This is a genomic window from Phenylobacterium zucineum HLK1 (assembly GCF_000017265.1).
GTDB lineage: Bacteria > Pseudomonadota > Alphaproteobacteria > Caulobacterales > Caulobacteraceae > Phenylobacterium > Phenylobacterium zucineum.
The window spans coordinates 2332882-2346180 of the sequence record NC_011144.1 but is presented as its reverse complement, the minus strand read 5'-3'; the positions used below and the strand labels follow the sequence as shown (position 1 = coordinate 2346180).

Annotated in this window: 13 protein-coding genes; 8 read left to right on the top strand and 5 right to left on the bottom strand. The window is 70.8% G+C overall.

The window, feature by feature from the left end; genetic code table 11:
• Positions 1–2 precede the first annotated feature (2 nt).
• Genes PHZ_RS11485 through PHZ_RS11475 form a run of 3 tightly spaced genes read right to left on the bottom strand, consistent with a single transcriptional unit; the run spans position 3 to position 2844 of the window.
• The gene (locus PHZ_RS11485; RefSeq protein WP_012522645.1) at positions 3–923 is read right to left on the bottom strand and encodes a glycoside hydrolase 5 family protein; all 921 of its coding nucleotides are present in this window, start codon (positions 921–923) and stop codon (positions 3–5) included.
• Complete coding sequence (locus tag PHZ_RS11480) at positions 920–1696, bottom strand: TIGR04290 family methyltransferase (RefSeq protein ID WP_012522644.1); 777 nt, start codon at positions 1694–1696, stop codon at positions 920–922. Before PHZ_RS11480 ends, PHZ_RS11485 begins: the two co-directional genes overlap by 4 nt.
• Positions 1696–2844: an inositol-3-phosphate synthase gene (locus PHZ_RS11475; protein WP_012522643.1), complete on the bottom strand. Its 1149-nt coding sequence runs from the start codon at positions 2842–2844 to the stop codon at positions 1696–1698. The genes PHZ_RS11480 and PHZ_RS11475 overlap by 1 nt, the downstream gene beginning before the upstream one ends.
• Before the next feature lie 492 nt (positions 2845–3336).
• Here PHZ_RS11475 and PHZ_RS11470 point away from each other — a divergent pair, with 492 nt between their 5' ends.
• From PHZ_RS11470 to PHZ_RS11435, 8 genes are read left to right on the top strand one after another with little or no spacing between them, the layout of a single operon-like run.
• Positions 3337–4449, top strand: coding sequence for an NAD-dependent epimerase/dehydratase family protein (locus tag PHZ_RS11470; RefSeq protein ID WP_012522642.1), 1113 nt, complete (start codon positions 3337–3339; stop codon positions 4447–4449).
• Positions 4446–5492, top strand: coding sequence for an SDR family NAD(P)-dependent oxidoreductase (locus PHZ_RS11465; RefSeq protein ID WP_041373456.1), 1047 nt, complete (start codon positions 4446–4448; stop codon positions 5490–5492). Before PHZ_RS11470 ends, PHZ_RS11465 begins: the two co-directional genes overlap by 4 nt.
• Positions 5492–6592, top strand: coding sequence for a glycosyltransferase family 4 protein (locus PHZ_RS11460; RefSeq protein ID WP_041374127.1), 1101 nt, complete (start codon positions 5492–5494; stop codon positions 6590–6592). The genes PHZ_RS11465 and PHZ_RS11460 overlap by 1 nt, the downstream gene beginning before the upstream one ends.
• On the top strand, positions 6589–7698 hold the full coding sequence (locus PHZ_RS11455) for a CgeB family protein (RefSeq protein WP_012522639.1): 1110 nt from the start codon (positions 6589–6591) through the stop codon (positions 7696–7698). The genes PHZ_RS11460 and PHZ_RS11455 overlap by 4 nt, the downstream gene beginning before the upstream one ends.
• Positions 7695–8789 (top strand): CgeB family protein, encoded by a 1095-nt coding sequence (locus PHZ_RS11450; RefSeq protein WP_012522638.1) that lies wholly within the window; start codon positions 7695–7697, stop codon positions 8787–8789. Before PHZ_RS11455 ends, PHZ_RS11450 begins: the two co-directional genes overlap by 4 nt.
• Positions 8786–9883, top strand: coding sequence for a CgeB family protein (locus tag PHZ_RS11445; RefSeq protein WP_012522637.1), 1098 nt, complete (start codon positions 8786–8788; stop codon positions 9881–9883). Before PHZ_RS11450 ends, PHZ_RS11445 begins: the two co-directional genes overlap by 4 nt.
• Positions 9884–9894: 11 nt before the next feature.
• Positions 9895–10905 (top strand): UDP-glucuronic acid decarboxylase family protein, encoded by a 1011-nt coding sequence (locus PHZ_RS11440; protein ID WP_012522636.1) that lies wholly within the window; start codon positions 9895–9897, stop codon positions 10903–10905.
• A 37-nt stretch (positions 10906–10942) separates the two neighbouring features.
• Positions 10943–11494 (top strand): DUF1003 domain-containing protein, encoded by a 552-nt coding sequence (locus PHZ_RS11435; RefSeq protein ID WP_012522635.1) that lies wholly within the window; start codon positions 10943–10945, stop codon positions 11492–11494.
• Here PHZ_RS11435 and PHZ_RS11430 read toward each other — a convergent pair.
• Positions 11491–12249, bottom strand: a complete 759-nt coding sequence (locus PHZ_RS11430) for a metallophosphoesterase family protein (protein ID WP_012522634.1) — start codon at positions 12247–12249, stop codon at positions 11491–11493. The two genes, PHZ_RS11435 and PHZ_RS11430, sit on opposite strands and share 4 nt — an antisense overlap.
• Entirely contained in the window at positions 12233–13012 is a 780-nt protein-coding gene (locus PHZ_RS11425) for a nucleotidyltransferase family protein (protein ID WP_012522633.1), read from the bottom strand. The genes PHZ_RS11430 and PHZ_RS11425 overlap by 17 nt, the downstream gene beginning before the upstream one ends.
• Positions 13013–13299: the final 287 nt, after the last annotated feature.

The window sequence follows — 13299 nt, the reverse complement described above, 5'->3', positions numbered from 1 at the left end:
CGTCACTCCGCCGCGAAGGCGGCCCGGCCGGCCGTGGCGGGCGCATAGCGCCGAACCATGGATGCACAGAACTCGGCGAACTCCTCGGCGACCTGCGGCGGGCTCGTGTGGTGCGGCTCGATCCCGCGGTGCTCGGGGGTGAAGCAGAAGGTGACGGTGACGTCGAAGTCCGCCAGAGCCTCCATCTGCCGGTCGAACCAGCGGTCGGCGTCCGGCCGGAAGCTGTCGGCCCAGGAGAGGCCGGTGCGCAGCTTGCGCACGCCCAGGCGCTTCATCCAGGCGACCGCCTCGTCCAGCCGGTGATCCTCGAAGTGGAACCATTGGCACAGGCCCATGTCGGCCGCGTGGGGCGCATAGGCCTCCAGCGACGGCTTCGGCGAGCCGTCCTCGCGCAGCAGGCCCATGTGGAAGTGCCGATAGTAGGACGAGCCCTCGGCCTCCTTGTGCCGGGTCGTGGCCTCCCAGGTCTTGGGCAGGTCGTACAGCGAGTACCAGTGGATCGTCGGGACCTTGCCCACCAGGAGCTCGGCGGTCTTCGTCACGCCCCAGGCCTGCACCTCTTCCGAGCCGAAGCTGGAGACGCCGACCTCGGTGATCCAGACGGGCTTGTCGGTGACGGCGGCGATCTCGTCCACCTTGGCCGGCCACTCGTCGATCTGCCAGAGGTTCCAGTCCAGCGGGAACCCGTGGACGGCGACCACGTCGACGTGGTCCATCACGCCGCGGGCTTCCAGCCGCTTCAGGAAGTGCGGATCGATCGGCGACATCCCGCCCAGGACGCGCGTGAGGCCGCCGTTCTCGGCGGCGATGGCCTGGCCGGCGAGCCTCGTCATGTTCGCGAACAGGTCCCACTCGGGGTCGAGGTTCGGGTCCCAGTGCGACTTGTTGTTCGGCTCGTTCCAGATCTTGGCGGCTTCGATCACGCGTGCCCCTTCCCGTTGGTTCGCGGCCGGGCCGGATAGACGGCGCCCCAGGGCTTCGGCCGTTCGGTCACCCGGCAGACGAACACCTCCTCCTCCGGATGCTCGAGGATCTCGAAGCCGGCGCTGCGCAGCATGGCGGCCGAGCAGGCGGCGTTGGGCGCCCACCAGTTGGTCCAGTCGCCGGCGTACTCGTGCTCGATGAAGTGCAGCTTCGGATAGCCGGCGGCGTCGAAGTGGTCCTGCTCGAAGAAGTCGTAGTCCCGGCGGACCGGGGCCTCCTCGGGCGAGCCGCGCTGCATCGACTGGTAGATCAGGAGGTCGCCGGCCACGTGGTCGTGGATCAGGTCCAGGGCCAGCAGCGGATGGCGCAGGTGGTAGAGCACCCCCATGAAGAGGACGATGTCGAACCGCTCGCCCAGCTCGGCCACGTCGTAGACCGACAGCTTGCGGAACTCGATGTCGGCGCCTTTTACTTCGGCGGCGAAGCGGGCCTGCTCGAGATAGCGGTCGTCGAAGTCGACGCCCACCACCCGGTCCGCGCCGCGTCGCTTCATTTCGATCGAGTAGAAGCCGGCGTTGCAGCCGATATCGAGCACCGTCTTGCCCGACAGGTCCTCGGGGATGGCGTGGCGGAACCGCTGCCACTTCACGTTCGGATAGTCGTTCAGGAAGTGGTCGGGCGCCGTGGGCACGCCGTCCAGGTCGATGTTGTGGAACCATTGGCCAAGGGCCCGCGCCCGCGACCGGATCTCGTCTTTCGATAGCGTCGTCATCAGGAGGCCAGCTGCACCTTCGCGCGCATCTTGGCGGCCCCGGGGGCGACCACGGGGGTCGGCAGGGGCTGGTCGTCGCCCGCGATGAACCGCAGCGTCCGCTCGCGCGCCTCGTTGTCGGTGTACTGCTCGGGCGGGGACTTCATGAAGTAGCTGGACGGGCCGAGCAGAGGGCCGCCGAGCCGACGGTCCAGCCCGAGCTTGGCGCAGCGGACCGCATCGATCACGATGCCGGCCGAGTTGGGGCTGTCCCACACCTCCAGCTTCAGCTCGACGTTCAGCGGCGCGCCGCCGAAGGTCGTGCCCTCCACGCGGATGTGCGCCCACTTGCGGTCGGTCAGCCAGGGGACGAAATCGCTGGGCCCCACGTGGACGTCGTCGGCGTCGAGGGGCACGTCGAATTGGCTGGTGACGGCCTGGGTCTTGGAGATCTTCTTCGAGCTCAGGCGCTCGCGCTCGAGCATGTTCTTGAAGTCGGAGTTGCCGCCGAAGTTGAGCTGATAGGTCCGGTCGATGCGCACGCCGCGCTCCCGGAACAGGTTGGCGAGCACCCGGTGGACGATGGTGGCGCCGACCTGGCTCTTGATGTCGTCGCCGATGATCGGCACGCCGCGCTTTTCGAACCGCTTCGCCCACACCGGGTCCGAGGCGATGAACACCGGGATGCAGTTGACGAAGGCGCAGCCCGCCTCCAGCGCCTGGGCGGCGTAGTATTCCGTCGCCCGCTGCGAGCCGACGGGCAGGTACGAGACCAGGATCTCGGTGCCTGTCCGCTTCAGCGTCTCGGCGACGTCCACGGGCGGGACGTCGGCCTCTTCGATGTCTCCGGCGAGGTACTGGCCGATGCCGTCCAAGGTCGGGCCGCGCTCGACCGTCACCCCCGTCCTGCCGGGTTTGGCGAAGACCATGGTGTTGTTCGGCGGGGCGAGCGCCGCCTCGCCCAGGTCGCGGCCGACCTTGCCGGCGTGGACGTCGAAGGCCGAGGCGAGCTCGATGTCCCCGACGTGATAGCCGCCGAGTTCCACGTGCATGAGGCCCGGCGGCGGTTCGTTGGCCGTGGCCTCGCCGTAATAGGACAACCCCTGGACGAAGGAGGAGGCGCAGTTCCCCACGCCGACGATCCCAACTCGAAGCTTCCTGCGGCTCATCGGACCCCTGCATTCTCCTGCCGGCCCCCACGCCGGCAGTTCCCTACAAACAGCTTGGCAGAAGGTTTGTTCCTGGCGAGCTCCACCGTTGGAACGACTGTATCAATTGATCTGGGAGGTCGAGCTTGAGGAATACAGTTATGCGAACGGCTGAGGTTGCATCATTTGTTTCGCGTGTTCCGGATCACGAGAATTTTCGCGACAGCAAAGCTGTATCCGATGGAACGAATACTGCCGCAGGGGCGGGAACTTACATGAAGATGAAGGGTTAGCTTGGCGGGAAGGCAGCTGCGAGGGACGCAATGCGCCAGGCGAAGAAGCAGATCCACCATGACGCGATCCGCAGTTGCGGGGAAGGGGGCGCGGCGGCCGGCCCCCGGCGCCTAGCACGCGAAGGAACAGCGCCGCGGCCGAACCTCTTCCTCCACCTGCAAGGACCTGCGGCGCCCGGCCCGGGCCGCGCCGAAATCCTGGACGCGGAGTAGGCCGTATATGAGCAAGACCATCCTGATCACCGGCGGCGCCGGGTTCATCGGCCGTCACGTGGCCCAGGCGCTGCTGGCGCGGGGCGACCGCGTCCGCATCCTCGACAGCCTCATCGAGCAGGTCCACCCCACCCGCGCCCGTCCGGCCGAACTGGCCGCGGACGCCGAGCTGATCGTCGGCGACGTCCGCGACGAGGCCGCCGTGCTGAAGGCGCTGTCCGGCGTGGACCAGGTTGTCCACCTGGCGGCCGAGGTCGGCGTGGGCCAGAGCATGTACGCGGTCGACCGCTACACCTCTGTCAACGACTACGGCACGGCCGTCCTCTTCCAGCAGCTCATCGACAATCCGGTCGAGCGGGTCGTCGTGGCCTCGTCCATGTCGATCTACGGGGAGGGGCTCTATCGCACCGCCGACGGCGAGTTGCGGGACGACGTGATCCGCGGGGGGCGCAATCCGGACGGCTCGTGGGATCCGCTGGACGAGCAGGGCAGGCCGATGACCCCGGTCCACACGCCCGAGACCAAGGCCGGCGGGCTGAAGTCGGTCTACGCCATCGGCAAGTTCGTGCAGGAGCGGCTGACGCTCACCCTCACGCAGCAGTACGGCATGGGCGGCTCGGCCCTGCGGCTCTGGAACGCCTACGGGCCCGGCCAGGCGCTGTCGAACCCCTACACCGGCGTGCTCGCCATCTTCGCCTCGCGGATCGCCAACGGCCAGGCGCCGATGGTCTTCGAGGACGGCCAGCAGCGGCGCGACTTCGTCCATGTCCGCGACGTGGCGCGGGCCTTCCTGCTCGCCCTGGACAACCCGCGGGCCGACGGAGAGGTGTTCAACATCGGCTCGGGCGTCGATCGCACGGTCGAGGAGGTGGCGCTTCTGCAGGCCAAGGCCATGGGCCGCCCCGACCTGACGCCCGAGATCGCCGGGAAGGCGCGGGCGGGCGACATCCGCCACTGCATCCCCGACCTGGCCAAGGCCCGCGACGTGCTGGGCTACGAGGCCCGGGAGGACTTCGCCGAAGGCCTCGCCGAGCTCGCCGAGTGGGTCGCCCGCCAGGAGGCCGAGGACCGCGTCGTCGAGGCGCGGCGCGAACTCGAAATGCGCGGGCTGGTCGCATGAGGGCGCTCGTCACAGGCGGGGCGGGCTTCATCGGCGCCAACCTGGCCGACCGGCTGGCGTCCGAGGGCTGCGAGGTCGTGGTCTTCGATGCGCTGGCGCGGCCCGGGGTCGAGCGGAACCTCGCCTGGCTGAAGGCCCGGCACGGCCGCAAGATCACCAGCGTCCAGGCCGACGTGCGGGACGCCCGCGCCGTCGCCGAGGCGGCCCGGGACGTCCAGGTGATCTTCCACCTGGCGGCCCAGGTGGCGGTGACCACCAGCCTCGTGCAGCCCATGGACGACTTCGAGATCAACGTCCGCGGCGCGCTGAACGTGCTGGAGGCGGCGCGCAGGCGCCGCACGCCGGTGATCTTCGCCAGCACGAACAAGGTCTACGGCGACCTGGCGGACGTTCCGCTGGAGCTCGCGGGCGAGGCCTATCGTCCCAAGGATGCGGACCTGCGCGCGCGGGGCGTCTCCGAGGCCCGGCCGCTGGACTTCCACACGCCCTACGGCTGCTCCAAGGGGGCGGCCGACCAGTACGTGCTGGACTACGCCCGCAGCTTCGACCTGCCCACCTGCGTCCTGCGGATGAGCTGCATCTACGGCCCGCGCCAGATGGGCACCGAGGACCAGGGCTGGGTCGCCCACTTCCTGATCCGCGCCCTGGAGGGACAGCCCATCGTCGTCTACGGCGACGGCCGGCAGGTGCGCGACATCATGCATGTCGGCGATACGGTGGACGCCTACATGGCCGCCTGGCGGCGCATCGAGGAGGTCGCCGGTCGCGCCTTCAACCTGGGCGGCGGCCCCGGCAATGCGGTGAGCCTGCTGCAGCTGCTGGGCTACATCGAGGAGGTGATCGGCCGGAAGGTCGAGGTCGGGTTCTCGGACTGGCGCGCCGGCGACCAGCGCTACTACGTCTCGGATCCGTCCGCGGCCAAGCAGGCGCTGCAGCTCGCCGATCCGCGCGACTGGCGCGCAGGCGTCGCCGACCTCGCCCGGTGGCTGGCGGCCGAGCGCGGACCGGCCGGGACGGCGCGCCGCCCCGTCGAGGCCGCCTGATGCGGGTGCTGATGACGGCCGACGCCGTCGGCGGCGTCTGGACCTACGCCCTGGATCTTGCGGCCGGCCTCGCCGGCGCCGGCGTGCGCACCACGCTGGTGAACCTGGGCCCGCCGCCGCGCGCCGACCAGGTGCGCGCCGCCCAGCAGGTCGCCGGCCTGGAGCTGGTCGACACCGGCCTGCCGCTGGACTGGACCGCCACCGAGCCAGCCGAGATCCTGGAGGTCGGCGCGGCCATTCGCGGCCTTGCCCGCGGGGTCGGCGCAAGCCTGATCCACCTGAACAGTCCGGCGCTGGCGGCGATCGGCGGCTTCCCGGCGCCGGTGGTGGGCGCCTGCCATTCCTGCCTCGCCACCTGGTGGGCGGCGGTGAAGGACGGCCCGATGCCCGACGACTTCCGCTGGCGGACCCAGGCGCTGTGGCAGGGCCTTCACGCCTGCGACGTGCTGGTCGCCCCGACGCGCGCCTTCGCCGAGGCGACGGCGCTCACCTACGAACTGCCCGCGCCGCAGGTGGTGTGGAACGGGCGGACCCCGGCGGACGTCGCGGCCGCCGAGCGCGAGGCGATGGTATTCACCTCCGGCCGCCTGTGGGACGAGGGCAAGAACCTCGCCGTCCTCGACGCCGCCGCCGCTCGGCTTCCGGTCCCGCTCTACGCGGCGGGCCCCGTCGAGGGGCCGAACGGCGCGCGCACCCGCCTGGAGCATGCCCAGGCGCTGGGGCGGCTGCCGGCGGGCAGGGTGGCGGAGTGGCTCGGGCGCGCGCCCATCTTCGCGTCCTCGGCCCTCTATGAGCCCTTCGGCCTGGGCGTGCTGGAGGCGGCCCAGGCCGGCTGCGCCCTCGTGCTGTCCGACATCCCCACCTTTCGCGAGCTCTGGGAGGGCGCGGCGGTCTTCGTCGATCCCTACGATCCCGCCGCCTTCGTTCGCGCCATCGAACGCCTGCTGGCGGACGAGCCCGCGCGCGCGGCGCTGGCCGAGCAGGCGCGGGTCCGGGCGGGGACCTATTCCGTCCAGGCGATGAGCGCCGGCATGTTGGATGTCTACCGCCGCCTTCGCCCGCAGCTCTTCGCCCGGGCCGGCCAGGAGGCGGCGGCGTGAGGGTCGTCTACTTCACCCATTCCCTGGCCTCGTGCTGGAACCACGGCAACGCCCACTTCCTGCGCGGCGTGCTGCGCGAGCTGATCGCCCGCGGCCACGACGTTCGCGTCCTGGAGCCTGAGGGCGCCTGGAGCCTGCAGAACCTGCTGGACGATCACGGCGAGGCCGGGCTCGCGGCCTACCGCGAGGCCTATCCCGAGCTGGCGTCCGAGACCTTCGGGCCGGATCTCGACCTCGACCGCGCGCTGGACGGCGCCGACCTCGTCATCGTCCATGAGTGGAACGATCCGAAGCTGGTCGCCGCCGTCGGCCGCCGCCGGGCCGCGGGCGGGCGCTTCACCCTGCTGTTCCACGACACCCACCACCGCGCGGTGAGCGATCCCGAGGCGATCCGCGCCTTCGACCTGTCCGGCTATGACGGCGTGCTGGCCTTCGGCGAGACGCTGTCCGAGGTCTACCGGCGCTGGGGCTGGAAGGACCGGGTCTTCACCTGGCACGAGGCCGCCGACGTGCGCCTGTTCCGTCCGCCGGCCGAGGAGGGCCCGCGCGAGGGCCTCGTCTGGATCGGCAACTGGGGCGACGGCGAGCGCACGGCCGAGCTGGAGGCGTTCCTGTTCGCGCCGGCCCGGGCCGCGGGCCTGCCGCTCGACGTCTACGGGGTGCGCTATCCCAAGGCGGCGCTGGCGATGCTGGCCCGGCACGGCGCCCGCTACCGCGGCTGGCTGCCGAACGCCCGCGCGCCGCAGGTCTTCGCCCGCCACCTGGCCACGGTCCACGTGCCGCGGCGGTTCTACACCCAGGTCCTGCCCGGCATCCCGACGATCCGGGTGTTCGAGGCGCTGGCGTGCGGCGTCCCGCTGGTCTCGGCCCCCTGGAGCGACTCCGAGGCGCTCTTCCGCCCGGGGCGTGACTATCTGATCGCCAGGGATTCCAACGAGATGACGTCGCATCTTCGCGCCCTGAGCGAAGATCCCGGTCTGCGCGCGGAACTCGTCCGCTCGGGGCTGGAGACCATCCTTTCCCGCCACACCTGCGCGCACCGCGCCGACGAACTGCTGGCGGTGGCCCGCCGGCTCTCCGCCCCCGAACTCGAGGTCGCCGGATGAAGATCGCCTTCTATGGATCGAGCCTGCTGTCCGCCTACTGGAACGGCGCGGCCACCTACTACCGGGGCATGCTGAGCGAGCTGGCCCGGCGCGGCTACGACGTGACCTTCTACGAGCCCGACGCCTTCGACCGGCAGAAGCACCGCGACATCGATCCGCCGGACTGGGCGAAGGTGGTCGTCTATCCGGCGACCGAGACGGCCCTGCAGACGGTGATGGGCGCGGCCGCCGAGGCCGACGTGGTGGTCAAGGCCAGCGGCGTGGGGGTCTTCGACGACGAGCTGCTGGAGGGCGTCATGGCGCTCGCCCGGCCGCACGCGGTGAAAATCTTCTGGGACGTCGACGCGCCGGCCACCCTGGCGGAGCTGCGGGCCAGCCCCGAGGCGGTGTTGCACCGGGTGCTGCCGCAGCTCGACATGGTCCTGACCTACGGCGGCGGGCCGCCGGTCGTGCGGGCGTACGAAGGCTTCGGCGCCCGGCTGTGCCGGCCGATCTACAACGCCCTGGATCCTGCCACCCACCACCCGGCGCCTTCGCAGGAGCGGTTCGCGGGCGACCTCAACTTCCTGGCCAACCGGCTGCCCGACCGCGAAGCGCGCGTCGAGGAGTTCTTCCTCAAGCCCGCCGAACGGCTCGCCGACCGCCGCTTCGTGCTGGGCGGCAACGGCTGGGACGACAAGCCGATGCCGGCCAACGTCCGGCGCCTGGGCCACGTGGGGACCAACGACCACAACGCCTTCAACTGCTCGGGTCGGGCGGTGCTGAACGTCGCCCGGGACTCCATGGCCGACGTGGGCTTCTCGCCCGCGACGCGCGTGTTCGAGGCGGCGGGCGCGGGCGCCTGCCTGATCACCGACGCCTGGGAGGGGATCGAGCTGTTCCTCACCCCGGGCGAGGAGGTGCTGGTGGCCCGGGACGGCCAGGACGTGGCCGAGCACCTGCAGGCCCTCACGCCCGAGCGCGCCCGCGCCATCGGCGAGGCGGCGCGCCAGCGGATCGCCTCCGAGCACACCTACGCCCGCCGGGCCGCCGAGGTGGACGCCCTCCTCAGGCAGGAAGCCGCCGCCAGGCGGGAAAGGAGCCTCGCGTGAAGCTGGTCGTCCTTGGCCTGACGCTGTCGTCCTCCTGGGGCAACGGCCACGCCACCACCTACCGGGCGCTGCTGCGGGCCTTCGCGGCGCGCGGCCATCAGGTGGTGTTCCTGGAGCGCGACGCCCCCTGGTACGCGAGCCACCGCGACCTGCCCGAGCCCGGCTTCTGCCAGCTCGCCCTCTATCGCGATCTCGAAGAGCTGAGGCGACATTGGGCGGGCGCGGTCGAGCGCGCCGACGCCGTGATCGTCGGCTCGTACGTCCCCGAGGGCGTCGAGGTCGGCCGCTGGGTGCAGGCGACCGCACGGGGCGTGACCGCCTTCTACGACATCGACACCCCGGTCACCCTGGCCAAACTGGCGGCGGGCGACCACGAGTATCTCTCGCCGGAGGTCATTCCCGGCTATGGCGTCTATCTCTCCTTCACGGGCGGTCCGACCCTGCGCGAACTGGAGCGGCGCTACGGCTCCCCGGCGGCGCGGGCGCTCTACTGCTCGGTGGACGAGGAGGCCTACCGGCCCACGCCGACGCCCCACCGCTGGGATCTCAGCTACCTCGGCACCTACAGCCCGGACCGCCAGCCGACGCTCGAGCGCCTGCTGCTGGAGCCCGCCCGGCGCGCGCCGCACCTGCGGTTCTGCGTCGCCGGACCCCAGTATCCCGCCGACATCGACTGGCCGGCCAACGTCGAGCGTCTGGAGCACGTGCCGCCCGCCGAGCACCCGGCGTTCTACTCGGCCAGCCGGTTCGCGCTGAACGTCACCCGAGCCGACATGATCGCGGCGGGCTGGAGCCCCAGCGTGCGGCTGTTCGAGGCCGGCGCCTGCGCCGCCCCGCTGATCTCCGACGTCTGGGAGGGACTGGAGACGCTGTTCGAGCCCGGGCGCGAGATCGTCCTGGCGGAGGCGCCGGACGAGGTGCTGGCGGCGCTCGCCATGCCGGACGCCGCGCGCGACGCGATGGCCGAGGGCGCGCGCCGGCGGATCCTTTGCGGGCACACCGCCGTCCACCGGGCGGCCGAGCTGGAGGCGCATCTGTCGGCGGCCGGGGCTCGCAACTCTCCTGAACTTCTGCTGGCAGGCGACGGGCGCTGAAGGGTTTTTCCATGAAGAACGGACACGGCAAGAACATCCTCGTCGCCGGCGGCGCGGGCTTCCTGGGCTCCCACCTGTGCGAGCGCCTGGCGGCCGAGGGCGCCCATGTCGTCTGCCTCGACAACTTCCAGACCGGCCGGCGAGAGAACCTGCAGCGGCTGGAGGGGCGCGACGGCTTCCAGGTGGTCGAGGCCGACATCGTCGACGCCCTGCCGTCGCGCCTGGCCAAGATGCGCTTCGACCGCGTCTACAACCTGGCCTGCGCCGCCTCGCCGCCGCTGTACCAGGCCGACCCCGAACACACCCTGATGACCAGCGTCATCGGGACCCGGCAGCTGCTGAAGCTGGCCGAGGCCTCCGGCGCGCGGTTCCTGCAGGCCTCCACCAGCGAGATCTACGGCGATCCGGCGAGCCATCCCCAGCCCGAGAGCTATTGGGGCAACGTCAACTGCACCGGCCCCCGGGCCTGCTACGACGAGGGCAAGCGGGCCGCCGAGACGCTCTGCTTCGACTACGACCGGCTGGGCAAGGCCGAGGTACGGGTCGTGCGGATCTTCAACACCTACGGCCCCCGTCTCGACGCCAGCGACGGGCGGGTGGTGTCGAACGTGGTCAGCCAGGCCCTGGCGGGCGAGGACATCACCGTCTTCGGCGACGGCTCGCAGACCCGCTCCTTCTGCTACGTGGACGACCAGATCGACGGCCTCGTCCGGCTGATGGAATACGACGGCGCCCAGCCGGGGCCGGTGAACATCGGCAATCCCGCCGAGCGGACGATCCTGGAGCTGGTGGACCTGGTGCTCGCCATGACCGGCTCGACGTCCGAGGTGGTCCACCGGCCGCTGCCGGTGGACGATCCCAGGCGCCGGCGGCCCGACATCTCCAAGGCCGAGCGGCTGCTGGGCTGGACTCCGAAGACGCCGCTGGAGCAGGGGCTTCGCGCCACCATCGCCTGGTTCGAGGCCCGCGAGGGCCGCGACCGGAAAGGCAAGCGGGCGGACGTCGTGCGGCTCTCGGCCTGAGGGCGGAACGGCGCCCGCTCACGGGAATTCCTCGGCCATGTCCCGGCCCGCGAACGAGAAGCTGACCTACCCGCCGCCCGCCGCGGAGGACATGGGCCTCGTCCTGCGGCGGAACATCGAGGCGATGCGGGCCCAGCGGGCGCGCGAGGAGGCGCAGGCGGGGATCGGCGAGCGCATCGCCGAACGGATCACCGCCTTCACCGGCTCGCTCACCTTCGTCTGCCTGCACGTGGCCCTGGTCTCGGCGTGGGTGGCCGTGAACCTCGGGTTCGTGCCGGGGGTCGAGCGCTTCGATCCGACCTTTGTGATCCTGGCCACCGTGGCCTCGGTGGAGGCGATCTTCCTTTCGACCTTCGTGCTCATCAGCCAGAACCGCAACGCCGCGATCGGCGAGAAGCGCGCGGCCCTGGACCTGCAGATCAACCTGCTCGCCGAGTACGAGATCACCCAGCTCGTGAAGATGACGACGGCCCTGGCGGAGAAGGCCGGGGTCGAGGTCGAGCGTCCCAAGATCGACGAGATCAGCCGCGAGGTCGCGCCCGAGGCCGTGCTCGAGGAGCTGGCCCAGGACGAGCGCGAGCCGCCCTAGACGTCGAAGACGGCGAACTCGACGCCGACGTCCCGGTTCAGCACCGGCTTGGCGACATTGTAGACCGGCACCCCGCGCGCCGTCCGGCCTTCATAGGCGCCGCGGTGGGCGTGGCCGTGCACGGCGACCTTGACCCCGTCGAAGCGGTCGATCGTCTCGCCCATGCGGGCCGAACCCAGGAAGGCGAAGATCTCGGGCGGCTCGCCGGCCACGGTCTCCAAAACGGGGGCGTAGTGGGTGACGACCACGATGCGGTCGTTGCGCAGCATGCGCAGGCTGCTCTCGAGCTTCAGGTTCTCGTCCACGGCGGCCTGGACGAAGGCCTTGATCTCGGGCTCGCCGAAGGCCGAGAGCATGTGCCGGCCGTAGCCGCCGATGAAGCCCTTGCAGCCGGCGAAGCCGACGCCGTCGATCTCGTAGGCCTCGCCGTCGAGCAGCTTCAGGCCCGCCTGGTGCAGGATGCGCGAGACCTCCTGGGGCTGGCCGCACTCGTGGTCGTGGTTGCCCAGCACGCCGACGACCGGGATCGTGCAGGCCTGCAGGTCCTCGGCCAGGATCTCGGCCTCGGGCGTCTTGCCGAAGTTGGTCAGGTCGCCGCACAGCGCCAGCACGTCGGCCTCCTGGCTGATCCGCGCGAACAGCTCGCGGTACGGCTGGCGGGCGCCTTCGCCGACGTGCAGGTCCCCGATCGCCGCGACCCGGACCGATCCGTTGTGGATGGGGTCAGGCGGCGTGGCGTCAGGCGATGGGTTCATGCCGCTCCTCCAGGCCCTTGCCGACCACGTCGGCGAAGCCCCATTCCGAAATGTCCATGACGTAGTCCCGCGGGCTGAACAGGCGGCCGCGGCACACCTTCACCCGCGCGGGGGGCAAGCCGACCTGGGCCTTCAGGCGCGCGGACAGCTCGTCCATCACCCAGCGGGGGATCAGGTCGCGCTCGGTCGGGTAGATGAAACGGAAGTTCAGGAGGTGGCACAGCAGCACCTCCCAGTACGGCTCCATGTAGGTCATGAGCCGCTGCCAATCGATCCGGTCGTGGGCCCGCAGGATGACGTGCGCCACGTCCGCCCCGTCGTAGCGGTAGCGATCCTGGATGAACATCTTGGAGACGATCAGCTCGGTGGGCGGGGTGATCTTGGCCTCGGCGCCATAGACGTGGATCGTGTCGCAGCTCGAGAACCAGGCGTCCGTCACCGGCGCCGTGCCGTTCGACATGGCGAAGATCACGTCGAAGAACCGGTTGTCCTCCCAGACCTTGGCGATCCAGCGCTCGTCCTCGACGTCGGTGCGGTAGCCGCGCTCCTGGAAGTAGGCCAGGATCTTAGGGTAGTCGCCGGCCTTGCAGAACACGTCCAGGTCCTTGGTCGGCCGCACGATCCCCGTGAAGGCGCTCACCGCATAGGTGCCCGAGAGCAGGAACGGGATGCCGGACTCGTTGAGCAGCCTCAGGCTCTCGGCGTAGAACGCCTCGGCGTCCGGCGGCGGCTCGAAGACGGCGTCGTCAAAGGGCTGCGACATGCAGTGGGGTTTCGCTCCTTCCGGGGACCGGACGCCCCTGGGCCGGAAACGGCGCCCACAGGGTCAAGTTCCGTGCGGGATTCTTGGCGGCCTCCCGGCGATGGGCTAGCCTCGGGCCCGCTCTCCCGCCTCCCAGCAAATTTTGACAGGCCGTGGAACCCCCGCGCGCGACCCCACGTTCACCGGAACGGGCGGGGTGTGTCTTGGCGCCGACCTGTGCCTTTCGAGGTCAGGCCGAAGCGCGGGGCAGTATCCCCCCACCGCAGCAACGCTCGCCCTCGGGGGAA

Bases quoted from the DNA above. Each gene is read 5' to 3' on its own strand.
- PHZ_RS11450 (WP_012522638.1), top strand. From the start codon at position 7,695: ATGAAGATCGCCTTCTATGGATCGAGCCTGCTGTCCGCCTACTGGAAC.
- PHZ_RS11465 (WP_041373456.1), top strand. From the start codon at position 4,446: ATGAGGGCGCTCGTCACAGGCGGGGCGGGCTTCATCGGCGCCAACCTG.
- PHZ_RS11460 (WP_041374127.1), top strand. From the start codon at position 5,492: ATGCGGGTGCTGATGACGGCCGACGCCGTCGGCGGCGTCTGGACCTAC.
- PHZ_RS11440 (WP_012522636.1), top strand. From the start codon at position 9,895: ATGAAGAACGGACACGGCAAGAACATCCTCGTCGCCGGCGGCGCGGGC.
- PHZ_RS11430 (WP_012522634.1), bottom strand. From the start codon at position 12,249: ATGAACCCATCGCCTGACGCCACGCCGCCTGACCCCATCCACAACGGA.
- PHZ_RS11475 (WP_012522643.1), bottom strand. From the start codon at position 2,844: ATGAGCCGCAGGAAGCTTCGAGTTGGGATCGTCGGCGTGGGGAACTGC.
- PHZ_RS11425 (WP_012522633.1), bottom strand. From the start codon at position 13,012: ATGTCGCAGCCCTTTGACGACGCCGTCTTCGAGCCGCCGCCGGACGCC.
- PHZ_RS11480 (WP_012522644.1), bottom strand. From the start codon at position 1,696: ATGACGACGCTATCGAAAGACGAGATCCGGTCGCGGGCGCGGGCCCTT.
- PHZ_RS11435 (WP_012522635.1), top strand. From the start codon at position 10,943: ATGTCCCGGCCCGCGAACGAGAAGCTGACCTACCCGCCGCCCGCCGCG.
- PHZ_RS11470 (WP_012522642.1), top strand. From the start codon at position 3,337: ATGAGCAAGACCATCCTGATCACCGGCGGCGCCGGGTTCATCGGCCGT.